The sequence below is a fragment of the Flavobacterium sp. 270 genome (genome assembly GCF_004368785.1).
Classification (GTDB): Bacteria; Bacteroidota; Bacteroidia; order Flavobacteriales; family Flavobacteriaceae; genus Flavobacterium.
Genome location: NZ_SODM01000002.1, coordinates 875,236 through 888,648, shown reverse-complemented (window position 1 = coordinate 888,648; position 13,413 = coordinate 875,236). Strand labels below are relative to the sequence as shown.

Genomic DNA, 13,413 nt, shown 5'->3' with positions numbered 1-13,413 from the left:
ATAAAAATGCAGCTTTTTTTAATTCTCTATTTTTTAAGCTCTTGCTCAAATTTTTGCTTTTGTTCCGGCGGAATACGTTTTTTCAAAAACAAAATCTGCCCTAAATGACTCGATTGGTGTTCCATTACATGAAACCAGCAATATTGATTTGTCATATCATATTTTAATTGAACTTCTGCAAACCAGGCATCATCTCTTTTCTTTAGCTCTTCAATAGTTTTTGCTCTTACTTCATTATATATGTCTAGATAATATTGAATAGGATGTCCTTTAAATTCATCACGACCTCCTTGATCTAAGTTTAAAGCGTTGTTCCATATTTTCTTTTCTTCTTCATTAAAATCTCGGTTTTCAAAAGTAAATACCTGATAATATTTTTCGGCTGCGGCCAAATGCATTACTAAGGCTCCAATTCGGTTTGCCTGTTCATCGTGCAGATAATCAATTTCATACTGGCTCATGTTTTTAACTGTCCTTTCAACACGCGCTTTAAGATCTTCAAGCATCGAAATCATATCGCCAATCTTTGGCGAAGCTCCTTCTACTCCTCCAATTTTTGCTTCTGCTCTTGGTTTTATACCATTTCCTTCAAGCATCACACTCCATTTTCCATCAGTACTCGATTTGTCTGAGGTAACTTTATATTCTTTAACTTTTACAATTGATTCTTTAGAAGTACCAAAATTCCATTTAGGAATCTCTCCATTTTTTACCGGAACTTCAAAACTTGAGTTTAAAACTGTCAAAGGTTCAAAACACCTTTTTCATTTTCTATAAGTAATTCAAATTTATCAAAATAGAATTTTCCATTAAACAAACACAAACCCCCAAAACTTAATGATTTACTGTTTTCATCAATAGTCCCTTCGATTGTATAAGAATTCCATTCTTTTGATTTTATTGGTCTATCCTGCATATTATCAAAAAAACCTTCTTCTTCGTTTTTGGTATCGACTCTTGCCCAGACACCTGCCCAGGATTTTGGTTCTGTGGTTTCTAATTTAACTGAAGCAATGACTTTAAATTTTTTCTTGACTTTAGTTTGAATGTCAATTGTTTGATTAAAAGAAGTCCAGTCACTAGAAATGACCTTCTGTGTTTGCGCCTGAATCAAAGTAAAACTTAAAAACAAGCATAAGGTAATAATCTTATTCACGTTTTATTCTTTAGGATTAACACTGTAAATATAGAATTGTTTTTTAAGAATTAACTTATTTTAATTAAAAATTAGAATGTATATTATTCCAAATCAATTGTTTAATAATAAAAAAAGCCACATTCATTAAAATGTGGCTTTTGTATTTTATAACTAAAAAATTTAGTTCGTTTTCATTGGTGGTAAATCAAATGCGACAGAATCGTGTTCGAAATTATTACGGTGTCCACCATCGCAGAAAGGTTTGTTTGCAGATAATCCGCAACGGCAAAGTCCTAATGCTGCTCTTCCTTGTAATCCGTAAAGAACTCCTTCTGGATCCATGATTTCAAAATCACCTTCTATTTTGATTGATCCGTTTTTATTGATAATAAGTTTTGTCTTGCTCATAAAATTTGCTTTGTTTTTGGGTGCAAAGATTGTGAATTATCTTTTTATTTAGGGATGCAGAGCGTAGTTTAAACTGGTTCTATTTTAATGAGTTGTTTCGAAAAGATTCGCAAAGTTAATACGGAGATTTTATAAGTTCTTTTTCTCGTAGATTTAGCTGATTTGGCTGATATCAACTACACTTTAAAAATCCCCTTAATCTGCTAAATCTGCGGGAGAAAATTTTTATTCGTTATCCTTATCAGATTCATTATCCTTTTTCTGCTGGTTCATTTTGGCAACTAAAGCTTTCAAACGCAATGCTCTTTCTCTTTTTTCTTCTTGAATTTTAGCTTTTTTTCGATTTAGCAATTTGGTATGCAAAGCCTTGTTTTTGGTGTTTTTTTCGGTCCTTTTGCCATGATTTCTAATCTTTATTAATTGCATTTGCAAATATAGGGGTTTTATTTTTCACGCAGATTTTACAGATTATGACAGATTTAAATTGATTTTCCTTTATTAAATTATCTGCAAAATCAGCTTAAATCTTTTAAAATCTGCGTAAAATAAAAACTTTACTTCTTCTCTACTTTACGAGATTAAAAAATATCTAATCCCGTTGTTTTATCAGCGAATGTAAGCGGAATACTAAAATCTCGATTCTATTGCTTATTTTTGCAGCAATAAAATTGAGTTATGATACAGAATCCAAAAAGATATACTATCACGGCAGCATTGCCTTACACCAACGGACCTATTCATATTGGGCATTTGGCGGGGGTTTACGTGCCGGCAGATATTTATTCGAGATATTTACGTTTGCAGGGAAAAGACGTTGCGTTTATTTGCGGAAGCGACGAACACGGTGTTGCAATCTCTATGAAAGCAAAAAAAGAAGGAATTACACCACAGGAAGTTATTGATAAATACGACGGAATCATCAGAAAATCATTCTCTGATTTCGGAATTTCTTTTAATAACTATTCTAGAACTTCTGCTAAAATTCATCACGATACGGCTTCTGAATTCTTTAAAACTTTGTATGATAAAGGCGATTTTATTGAAGAAGTTACAGAGCAATTGTACGATGCAAAAGCAAATCAGTTTTTAGCAGATCGTTTTGTGGTTGGGACTTGCCCAAAATGTGGTCATGACGGAGCTTACGGAGATCAATGCGAAAACTGTGGTTCTACTTTGAACGCAACCGATTTGATTAATCCAAAATCTACAATCACTGGTGAAACTCCGATTCTTAAAGAAACAAAACACTGGTTTTTACCTTTAGACAGATATACAGATTTCCTGACAGAATGGATTTTAGTCGGACATAAAAACGACTGGAAAACGAATGTTTACGGACAAGTTAAATCCTGGATTGATGCCGGATTAGAACCTCGCGCCGTAACTCGTGACCTTGATTGGGGAATTGATGTTCCGGTTGAAGGTGCCGAAGGAAAAAAATTATACGTTTGGTTTGATGCTCCTATCGGATATATTTCTTCTACGAAAGAATGGGCAGCGCGCGAAGGAAAAGACTGGGAACCGTATTGGAAAGATGAAGACACGAAATTGGTTCACTTTATCGGAAAAGACAATATTGTTTTTCACTGTATCATTTTCCCGGCAATGCTTAAAGCTGAAGGAAGCTACATTTTACCGGACAACGTGCCTGCAAATGAGTTTTTGAATTTAGAAGGAAACAAACTTTCGACTTCTAAAAACTGGGCAGTTTGGTTACACGAATATTTAGAGGATTTTCCAGAGAAACAAGATGTTTTGCGTTATGCTTTGACATCTAATGCTCCGGAAACAAAAGATAATGATTTTACATGGAAAGATTTCCAAGCGAGAAACAACAATGAATTGGTTGCTGTTTTTGGAAATTTCATTAATCGTGTAGTTGTTTTAACGAACAAATATTACGAAGGCGTTATTCCAACGCCAAATGAATTTACAGAAATTGACGAAAATACTTTAAACGAACTTAAAGCGTATCCAGCGGTAATTGCAAGTTCTGTAGAGCGTTACAGATTCCGTGAAGCTTTGGGCGAATTGATGAATGTTGCTCGTTTAGGAAATAAATATCTTGCTGACGAAGAGCCTTGGAAAGTAATGAAAGACAATCCGGAACGTGTAAAAACTCAAATGTATGTGGCCTTACAAATTGCTGCTGCGTTGAGCGTTTTGGCTGAACCTTTCTTGCCTTTTACAGCAAATAAATTGTCAAGAATCTTAAATATTAAAGACCTAAATTGGAATTTGGATTTTGAAGATTGGAATTTATTCCCTGAAAACCACAAAATTGGCGAAGCAGAATTGCTTTTCGCAAAAATAGAAGACGAAGAAATACAAAAACAAATAGATAAATTGGAAGCTACAAAAACAGCCAATCTTGCAGAAAGCAAACAACCGGAACCTCAAAAAGAATTAATTCAGTTTGAAGATTTCGCTAAAATGGATATTCGTGTTGGAACTATTTTGGAAGCTGAAAAAATGCCAAAAGCAAACAAACTATTAGTTTTAAAAGTTGACACTGGAATTGATGTTCGTACGATTGTTTCTGGAATTGCAGAAAGCTTTTCACCAGAAGAAATTATCGGAAAACGTGTTTCTGTATTGGCTAACTTAGCGCCAAGAGCTTTACGTGGTGTTGAAAGTCAAGGTATGATTTTAATGACAACAAATGCCGAAGGTAAATTGGTTTTCATTAATCCGGATGCTGATGCTCCTAATGGTGAAACGGTGAACTAACGTTTTATAATCTTATAAAATTGCGTGAATCGATTAACATTTTTAATTGATTCACGCAATTTGCTTTTAAAATAATACTTAACTAATTAAGTTTGAAAAAATCAGTTAAGCTAATAAATGAAAAAATGAAAATTACCAAACCAAGACTTGCCCTCATTGCTGGAATACTTTGTATTTCAATATTCCCAATCTTGGTAAAATTGAAGTTAGCGCCAGGATTAATTTCTGCTTTTTACCGAATGTTTTTTGCGGTGACATTGCTTCTTCCGTATGTTCTGATTACAAGAAGCTTTAAAATTCCAACATTAAAATTTACTCTTTTGGCAGTTTTATGCGGTATTTTATTTTCTTCTGATGTTGCGGTTTGGAATATCGCTATTCAGGAATCAAGCGCGACTCAGGCTTCGTTATTAACTAATCTATCGCCACTTTGGGTTGGAATTGGTTCTTTTCTGTTTTTAAAATCAAAACCGGCGACGAATTTCTGGATTGGAACTGTGGTTGCGCTTTTCGGAATGATAACTTTGGTTGGTTTCAGCTTTTTTATGAAATTGAATTTTGACAAAGCTTTTCTTTTTGCTGTTCTTTCTGGAATCTTATATTCGATTTATCTTTTGGTCAGCAAAAATGTTTTATCTCAAGTTGATGTTTTAACTTTTATGACAATTAGCTTAACCGCTTCAAGCATTTATTTAGGAATTCTGTGTTATAGTCTGGATCAGCCTTTCACAGGATTTTCAAATACCGGTTGGTTTGTATTGCTGCTTCAGGCTGTAATTTGCCAATTATGTGCTTGGTTGTCTATAAGTTATGCGACACAACACATGCGTGCGACAAGGGTTTCGCTGAGTTTATTAAGTCAGGCTGTAATTACTTCAATATTAGCTTGGTTGTTTTTAGAAGAACAAATAACTTTACAAATGGTTTTCGGCGGTATCATTTTACTTTTCGGAATCAGAATTACTTTTTACGATAAAACAATTTCATTGAAAAGATTATTTGCTAAATAATTTGCTCGCAGATTTAGGCTGATTCTTTTTATTTTAGCTAAAAGATCTTATTAATCATTTAATCTGTGGCAAAAAAGTTTCACGCAGATTTATAAAGATTTAAGCTGATTAAAAATTAGTTCCCAATTCGTGTGATTCGTGGCAAAAAACCTGAAACCTGAAACAAAAACAAACTTGAAACAAAAAACTTATGTTACATAAAAGCAAAATTCCAAACTTAAAAGTAATTGCATTTGATGCCGATGATACTTTATTTGTAAACGAGCCGTACTTTCAGGAAACCGAACATAAATTTTGTGCTTTGATGGAAGATTATCTTTCGCATCAGGGTATTTCGCAGGAATTATTCAAAATTGAAATTGAAAATTTATCGTTATACGGTTACGGAATCAAAGGCTATATTTTGTCAATGATTGAAGCCGCAATGAATATTTCCAACAATACAATTCCGGTTGAAGTGATTCAAAAAATCATCAAATACGGAAAAGAATTACTTGAAAAACCAATCGAACTTTTAGACGGAGTTGAAGAAACTTTACAAGCGCTTCACGGAAAATACAAATTGGTTGTTGCGACAAAAGGCGATTTAAAAGACCAGCACAGCAAATTGCATCGTTCTGGATTGGGTCATTATTTTCACCATATCGAGGTAATGTCAGACAAACAAGAAATTGATTACCAGAAATTACTAGGTCGTTTAGACATTCAGCCAAGCGAATTTTTAATGATCGGAAATTCTTTAAAATCAGATGTTCTGCCTGTTTTAGAAATTGGAGGATATGCCGTTCACATTCCGTTTCACACTACTTGGGAGCACGAAAAAATTAGTCATAAAGTCGAACACGAACATTTTAGTTCATTCGAAAAAATTACCGAAGTGGTAAATAATTTATTATAATGAAAACACTTTTAGATTTAGAAAACTGGAACAGAAAAGAGCATTTTGCGCATTTCAAACAAATGGAAGAGCCGTTTTTTGGCGCAACTGTAGAAATTGACTGTACAAAAGCATATCAAAATGCTAAAAGTCTGAAAGCTTCTTTCTTTATTTATTATCTCCATAAGACGTTAACAGCAGTAAATACAATAGAAAACTTCAAATATAGAATTGACAAAGATCAAATATTCATTAACGACCGAATAGATGTTTCGGCAACAATTGGCCGTGAAGATGGTACCTTCGGGTTTTCATTGATTGAATATAATGCAGATTTTAAGGTTTTTGAACAAAATGCTTTAGCAGAAATTGAGCGAATTCAACATACAACCGGGCTTTTTACCCGAGAATTTAAAGATGATAATGTCATACATTTTTCGGCAATTCCGTGGTTAAATTTCACCTCGCTTACACATGCGCGCAGTTTTAGTTATCCAGACAGCTGTCCTAAAGTTTCTTTCGGCAAAATGATGGTTTCAGAATCTGGAAAAAGAACCATATCTATGGCTGTTTATGTACATCATGGTTTAATGGACGGTTTACATTTAGGAAAGTTTGTAGATTACTTTCAGGAACTAATGGATAATTAGAAATTAATGGAATGATTTTTGTCCGTAAAAATATATGAAACAAATTTACTTTTTACTGGCTGTATTTTGCAATACTGTTTTATTAAGTCAAACAGTATTAACTTCTTATCCTTTAGATCTAAACAATCAAGAAGGGCAATCTCAAATTGTTAATGCAGAAAATACAGTCACCCACGACGTATTTGCTTTCATTGCTTCTCCCGAGAATTTTACAATCTTAAAGTACAATAGTGCATTATTCTTAAAAGATCAATTTACCGAAACCCGAAAATATAGTGAGAGCAAAATCTTAATGGGTTACAGTTTTGGCGAGGACGGAAATCCGACTTTATACTGGCTTTCACCTGCAAGTAAAAATATCATTATTATTAAATATTATCTGGAAACCAAAACTTCAAAAGCATTAAAATTTGATTTTCCTGACAACCAATTATTGGTTACACAGTATAAAAAAGACAATGCTTTTTATCTGTTGATGCAAAACGAAGATAAACAAGGACTTACATTGTTTGTTTTTAACAACGGAACGGTTCAAGAAAAATTCCTTGATTTTTCACCTTTTACTTTTCTGGATCAAAAAATACGAAAAGTTACATTCAATCAGATTTTGAGACAATATCCAATTCGAAAAATGGATTCTGGCGAATACAACGAATTGTATAAAGCTATTGCCAAAACCAAACTTTATACATTGCCAAATCGCTTGATCTTAACATTAGATCATAATCCTGGAAAAACACAGTTTTTTGACATTAATATTGAAAATCTTGAAATAAAAGAAAGAGAATTTATACCGCCAACGACCGAAAATAGCGCAAAATCTTCTAATTCATTTTATCATGAAAACAAACTTTATCAGCTTAGTGCAAATTCAGATCAGCTATTATTAGACATCAAAGATTTTAATTCCGGCGAATTGATTAAAAACTTTACCGTCGTGAAGAAAGACACTATCGGTTTTAAAAATTCTCCATTGCTTATTCAAAAAGAGAATTTGAAACCCCGAAAAGTAAAGAATACAGCTAAATTTCTAAAACAATTATCATTTTCTGATATTGGCTTATCTGTATTCAAAAACAGAAAAAATCTTTTTTTAACCATTGGAGGAATCAGCACTCATTATTCTTCCTGGAATGATAGTGAAAATTTTTTTACCGCAGATAATAACTTTAATAGTTATCCTGGTGATGATTATGAAAGTTCCTATATAGAAAGTGCATTTTTTGAAAGTATTCTAAACAAAAATTTAGAAACAACCCGTAAAGATCAAGAGCCACTTGCTACTGACAAAATCTATTATTTTATTGACAATCATAAAGAAATAAAACAGCAAAACATTTTAAAGCTTACAAACTATAGTATACTCGGATACTATGATTCTCTTTTAAAGCAATATGTAATGCGAAAGTTTACTGATGGATATAACTAAATGAGTTCAAATAAGTTAATTTTTGAAAAGTTAAAAACATTAAAATTCTAAATACTAAATACTTAACACATAATTTCTTCCCCACATTGCACCGCTGTCTTATTCTGTTGTATTTATAACTTCTAGCGGACGATAATTCTTACAATACGTTGTTTTTTTGACGAAAATTTAAAATCTCAAATAACAATGAAAAAGATTGTGGCTATCTTGGCAATTACAGTAAGTTTTACTGCTTTACATGCTCAGGAAAAAACAGAAAACGTAGGTGACCAATACAACAAATGGTCAGTTGATCTTGGCGGTGGTTTTAACAAACCTCAACGTCCATTTACTTCAAACTCATATTACACAGACAGAATCAGTCCGTTTACTGTTGATTTAGGGGTAAGATATATGTTAAACAACAAATTCGGTTTAAAAGCTGATGTTGGATACAATAGCTTAACCGAACAAAAAAACAGTTCTCTTAATTTTGATTCTAAATACTACAGAGCAGATTTGCAAGCTGTAGCTAACTTAGGAAGAATCATGAATTTTGAAACCTGGACCAAAACTTTTGGTTTATTAGGACATGCAGGTTTTGGTGTTGGAAGATTAGACAACAGCGATCTAAACACTAAAGACTGGGTTGGTAATTTAATGGCTGGTTTAACAGGACAAATTAGATTGACTGACAGAATCGCTTTAACAGGAGATATTACAACTATTGCTAACGCATATCAAGACCGTACTTTTGACGGTAATGGTGCGACAAACAACAGAGGTTTCTCTGGATTGCTTTTTAACGGAACTGTAGGTTTAAATGTTTACTTAGGAAAACATGAAAAACATGCTGACTGGGTAGTTATTTCAAACAATGCTGATGTTGCTGCATTAGAAAATCAAGTTAGCGATCTTACAGCTAAGGTTAAAACTATATCTGAACAAAAACCAACTATTGTAGAAAAACAAGTAAATGCTCCGGCACCAGCTGAAAAAGATTTGATTAAAAACATGATCAATGATAAATACTTTAGTGTTTATTTTGATTTTAATAAATCTACTCCAGCTGAAACATCAACTGCAGCTTTAGATGTTGTTTTAACTTACTTGAAAAACAATCCATCTGCATCTGTTGATTTGATTGGATATGCTGATCAGGTTGGTGGTCAATCACAATACAATGATAAATTATCTCTTGCAAGAGCAAACAATGTAAAAACTATTTTAGAGAAAGCGGGTATTGCATCCTCTAGAATTAATGTTGTAGCTCAGGGAGCAGACATGAGTATTGCAAAAGAATCTGAAGAAGCTAGAAGATTAGCAAGAAGAGTTACTTTTAAAGTGAAATAAAAACTTCTGAATTAGTACTAAAAGCCCTAAATGAAATATTTAGGGCTTTTTTTGCATTATAACTGCCTTTATATCCTATTTTCTTTAGAAAAAATTTTCCCTTATTATAAAAATTTGGATGCTTATTATCTCAAAAACAAACAGATGCTATATTTAGTCTGAATCTGAATTGCTCTCAAGATGAATGTAGAATTTCTTAATTGCTGATTTTTTCTTAATTTTACAAAAAAGACACTATTATGCTATCAAAAAATATTGAAACAGCTTTAAACAAACAAATTCGCATAGAGGCAGAATCTTCGCAAACTTACCTTTCTATGGCTTGTTGGGCTGAAGTACACGGATTAGAAGGAATCGCTCAATTTATGTACACACAATCAGACGAAGAGCGTGCACACATGCTTAAATTAGTTAAGTATGTAAACGAACGCGGAGGACACGCTCAGATTACAGATCTAAAAGCACCTAAAACTTCTTATTCTACATTTAAAGAAATGTTTGAAGCGCTTTATAATCATGAAATTTTTGTTTCAGAATCTATCAACGAATTGGTACACATTACTTTTTCTGAAAAAGATTATGCAACACATAATTTCTTACAATGGTATGTATCAGAACAAATCGAAGAAGAAGCGACAGCTAAATCTATCCTTGATAAAATCAATTTGATTGGAGATGATAAAGGTGGACTTTACTTGTTTGATCGTGATATTCAGCAATTAACGGTTACAAGTTCAATCGCAATCAATCCTAAATAAAAAAGTTAAAGTTTATTTAGAATATATAAAAATAACATTTTTAGTATATATTTGTCTCAGTTTTATAATTGAGATGAAAAGTGTGCAAGAAAGATAAGGTCAAAGACAAGGACAAGAAGAAGAAAAAAAAGAATCAGGAAATCCTTGATAAGCTTAAAAAAATGGATAACTGCAAGTCTTCTTGCTGTGAGAAATTTAAAAAAAGCGAAAAGAAACGTTGTTCGCGTTGTCCTATGTTCGATTTATTGAAAAAAACCGCTTAAATAATATATAAAAAACCCACCAAAATTTTGGTGGGTTTTTAGTTTTAATTGGAGTCGTCTTCTTAACTTACGATTCAATTTTTAATTATGAAAAACAACATCACTATACCCAAATCCAGTCTGGATTTTTTGCAGCAACTTAAAGCAAACAACAATAAACCCTGGTTTGAAAATAATAAACCTGAATACTTAAAAGAATTAAATCATATTGAAACTTTTGCAGACGCTTTGCTTCATGAACTCTCTAAAACTGATGTTTTAGAAACAGCTTCGGGCAAAAAAAGCGTTTACAGAATTTACCGTGACATTCGTTTTTCTAAAGACAAAACCCCATTTAAAACTTTTTGGGGTGGCAGTTATACCCGCGCAACAAAAGAAAGACGTGGCGGTTATTATTTTCATTTGGAACAAGGAAATAGTTTTCTCGCCGGCGGTTTCTGGGGACCAAATGCCGGAGATTTAAAACGCATAAGAAGCGAATTTGCTCACGACCCAAAAAGAATGCAGGAAATTCTACAGTCAAAATCTTTTGTTAGTACTTTTGGAACTTTGCAAGGCGAACAACTCAAAACTGCACCAAAAGGATTTGACATCAATCATGAAGCGATTGATTTGCTTCGTTTTAAGCAATTTTTGATTATCAAACGTTTTACCGATAAAGAAGTATTAAGCCCTTTATTTTTGGATCAGGCTTTAGAAACATTTCAAAACATGAAACCCTTTTTTGATTATATGAGTGAAGTACTCACAACCGATATTAATGGAGCTTCTATTTTATAATCAATTTGATTATTTTGTAAACCCAACAGGTTTTAAAAACATGTTGGGTTTATTTTTAAATTTTCAAAATCCAACAATTTGCTTTCGACCGTAACTACTTGTAAACGTTTGTAAATGGCAATTATTTTTTGTATATTCGAGATAAATCTTACGGTATGCAAACACAAATCAATAAAGTTGAACTTCGAAACTTACAATTAGACGATTACAAACAATTGAAAAATTCAATGGTTGAGTCGTATCCAGAAATGGCCAATTCGTATTGGGAATCTAGCGACATCAAAAAATTACTCTCTATATTTCCAGAAGGCCAATTGGTTATTCTAGTTGACGGCGTTGTTGTAGGATCTGCTTTATCGCTAATTGTTGATGAAAAATTGGTAGATAAAAGACATAACTATAAACAAATTCTTGGCGACTATACTTTTTCTACTCACAATAAAGATGCTGAAATTCTATACGGAATCGATGTTTTTATACACCCTAATTATCGCGGACTGCGTTTAGGGCGCCGTTTATACGATGCCAGAAAGGAACTTTGCGAACAGCTGAATCTAAAAGCCATAGTTTTTGCAGGAAGGATTCCGAACTATCGCGAATATGCCAGCAAACTAACTCCAAAAAATTATATAGAAAAGGTAAAACATAAAGAAATACACGATCCGGTTCTTTCTTTTCAGTTAAGTAATGATTTTCACGTTTTGCGAATCATTAAAAATTATCTGGAAGGTGACGAGGAATCTAAAGAGTTTGCGGTGCTTCTAGAATGGAATAATGTTTATTATGATGAAAGCCCAAAGCTTATTAATCTTGAAAAAAGTGTAATTCGACTGGGTTTAATTCAATGGCAGATGCGTCCGCTCAATAATTTGGAAGAGTTTTTTGAGCAGGCAGAATTTTTTATTGATGTCGTTTCGGGGTATGGAAGCGATTTTGCTTTGTTTCCTGAACTTTTTATTGCGCCTTTAATGGCAGATTACAATCATTTATCTGAAGCAGAAGCCATTCGTGAAATTGCCCGACATTCTGAACCAATCAGGAAACGTTTTCAGGAATTTTCTATTTCATACAACATCAATATTATTACCGGAAGTATGCCTTATTTAGATAATGGTAATTTATATAATGTTGGTTTTCTGTGTAAAAGAGACGGAACTTCAGAAATGTACACCAAAATTCATATCACGCCAAACGAAGTTCAGCATTGGGGAATGAAGGGCGGTTCTCAGTTTAAGACTTTTGATACGGATTGCGGTAAAATTGGAATTTTGATTTGTTATGATGTTGAGTTCCCTGAACTTTCCAGAATTATGGCAAACGAGGGAATGAACATTTTGTTTGTGCCGTTTTTAACCGATACTCAAAATGCTTATACGCGTGTAAAACATTGCTCGCAGGCGCGTGCTATAGAAAACGAATGTTATGTTGCGATTGCGGGTTGTGTAGGCAATTTACCAAAAGTAAATAATATGGACATTCAATATGCCCAGGCTTCTGTGTTTACACCATCTGATTTTGCTTTTCCGAGTAATGGAATTAAAGCCGAAGCAACTCCAAATACAGAAATGACTTTGATCGTTGATGTTGATTTGAATTTACTAAAACATCTTCACGAACATGGAAGTGTTCGAATTCTAAAAGACCGAAGAAATGATTTATATGAAATCAAAAAACTGGAACCATGAAGACATGTCTCGAATGTTCAGAAGAAATTGTAGGCCGGCAAGACAAGAAATTTTGTTCAGATAGTTGTCGAAATGCTTACAATAATAAAATAAATAAGGACAGTACTAATTTTATGCGAAATATAAACAATAAATTACGCAAAAATTACCGTATTTTGTCCGAATTAAATTCAGAAGGAAAATCAAAGACAACAAGAGACAAAATGTTGACAAAAGGATTTGATTTTGAATTCTTTACGAATGTTATGCAGACCAAAACAGGAAATACCTACTATTTTTTGTATGACCAAGGATACTATCCTTTGGACAATGATTCTTATATGCTTGTAAAAAAAGAAATTTAGTATAGCCCC

The 13,413-nt window shown here is 33.0% G+C and carries 14 protein-coding genes; 10 read left to right on the top strand and 4 right to left on the bottom strand.

Annotated features, from left to right (window positions below; translation table 11 throughout):
* Window positions 1-26 precede the first annotated feature (26 nt).
* The 4 genes from EV144_RS24345 to EV144_RS11170 form a co-directional block, all read right to left on the bottom strand.
* Window positions 27-746, bottom strand: a complete 720-nt coding sequence (locus tag EV144_RS24345; protein ID WP_243854654.1) for a DinB family protein — start codon at window positions 744-746, stop codon at window positions 27-29.
* Window positions 743-1,156 (bottom strand): hypothetical protein, encoded by a 414-nt coding sequence (locus tag EV144_RS24340; RefSeq protein WP_243854653.1) that lies wholly within the window; start codon window positions 1,154-1,156, stop codon window positions 743-745. The genes EV144_RS24345 and EV144_RS24340 overlap by 4 nt, the downstream gene beginning before the upstream one ends.
* A 162-nt stretch (window positions 1,157-1,318) precedes the next feature.
* Window positions 1,319-1,546, bottom strand: coding sequence for a CDGSH iron-sulfur domain-containing protein (locus tag EV144_RS11175; protein ID WP_095952978.1), 228 nt, complete (start codon window positions 1,544-1,546; stop codon window positions 1,319-1,321).
* Between the two features lie 225 nt (window positions 1,547-1,771).
* Complete coding sequence (locus EV144_RS11170; RefSeq protein WP_134148835.1) at window positions 1,772-1,972, bottom strand: hypothetical protein; 201 nt, start codon at window positions 1,970-1,972, stop codon at window positions 1,772-1,774.
* 249 nt (window positions 1,973-2,221) lie between these two features.
* On the opposite strand from EV144_RS11170, the gene metG reads away from it, so the two are divergent.
* The 10 genes from metG (at window position 2,222) to EV144_RS11115 (ending at window position 13,404) form a co-directional block, all read left to right on the top strand.
* Window positions 2,222-4,276: a methionine--tRNA ligase gene (gene metG, locus EV144_RS11165; RefSeq protein WP_134148833.1), complete on the top strand. Its 2,055-nt coding sequence runs from the start codon at window positions 2,222-2,224 to the stop codon at window positions 4,274-4,276.
* A 125-nt stretch (window positions 4,277-4,401) separates the two neighbouring features.
* Window positions 4,402-5,286 (top strand): DMT family transporter, encoded by an 885-nt coding sequence (locus EV144_RS11160; protein WP_134148830.1) that lies wholly within the window; start codon window positions 4,402-4,404, stop codon window positions 5,284-5,286.
* Window positions 5,287-5,476: 190 nt separating this feature from the next.
* Complete coding sequence (locus EV144_RS11155; RefSeq protein WP_134148829.1) at window positions 5,477-6,184, top strand: HAD family hydrolase; 708 nt, start codon at window positions 5,477-5,479, stop codon at window positions 6,182-6,184.
* Complete coding sequence (locus tag EV144_RS11150) at window positions 6,184-6,813, top strand: chloramphenicol acetyltransferase (RefSeq protein WP_134148827.1); 630 nt, start codon at window positions 6,184-6,186, stop codon at window positions 6,811-6,813. Before EV144_RS11155 ends, EV144_RS11150 begins: the two co-directional genes overlap by 1 nt.
* 34 nt (window positions 6,814-6,847) lie before the next feature.
* Window positions 6,848-8,242: a hypothetical protein gene (locus tag EV144_RS11145; RefSeq protein ID WP_134148825.1), complete on the top strand. Its 1,395-nt coding sequence runs from the start codon at window positions 6,848-6,850 to the stop codon at window positions 8,240-8,242.
* Between the two features lie 186 nt (window positions 8,243-8,428).
* Window positions 8,429-9,574: an OmpA family protein gene (locus tag EV144_RS11140; protein WP_134148824.1), complete on the top strand. Its 1,146-nt coding sequence runs from the start codon at window positions 8,429-8,431 to the stop codon at window positions 9,572-9,574.
* 239 nt (window positions 9,575-9,813) lie between these two features.
* A complete protein-coding gene (locus tag EV144_RS11135; protein WP_134148822.1) occupies window positions 9,814-10,332 on the top strand; it encodes a ferritin in 519 nt (172 codons plus the stop codon).
* Window positions 10,333-10,682: 350 nt separating this feature from the next.
* Window positions 10,683-11,375 carry a DUF2461 domain-containing protein gene (locus tag EV144_RS11125; protein ID WP_134148818.1) on the top strand — a complete coding sequence of 231 codons (693 nt, stop codon included), beginning with the start codon at window positions 10,683-10,685 and terminating at the stop codon, window positions 11,373-11,375.
* Between the two features lie 155 nt (window positions 11,376-11,530).
* Window positions 11,531-13,060 (top strand): bifunctional GNAT family N-acetyltransferase/carbon-nitrogen hydrolase family protein, encoded by a 1,530-nt coding sequence (locus tag EV144_RS11120; RefSeq protein WP_134148816.1) that lies wholly within the window; start codon window positions 11,531-11,533, stop codon window positions 13,058-13,060.
* Window positions 13,057-13,404 carry a hypothetical protein gene (locus tag EV144_RS11115; RefSeq protein WP_134148814.1) on the top strand — a complete coding sequence of 116 codons (348 nt, stop codon included), beginning with the start codon at window positions 13,057-13,059 and terminating at the stop codon, window positions 13,402-13,404. Before EV144_RS11120 ends, EV144_RS11115 begins: the two co-directional genes overlap by 4 nt.
* The last annotated feature ends 9 nt before the right edge of the window (window positions 13,405-13,413 follow it).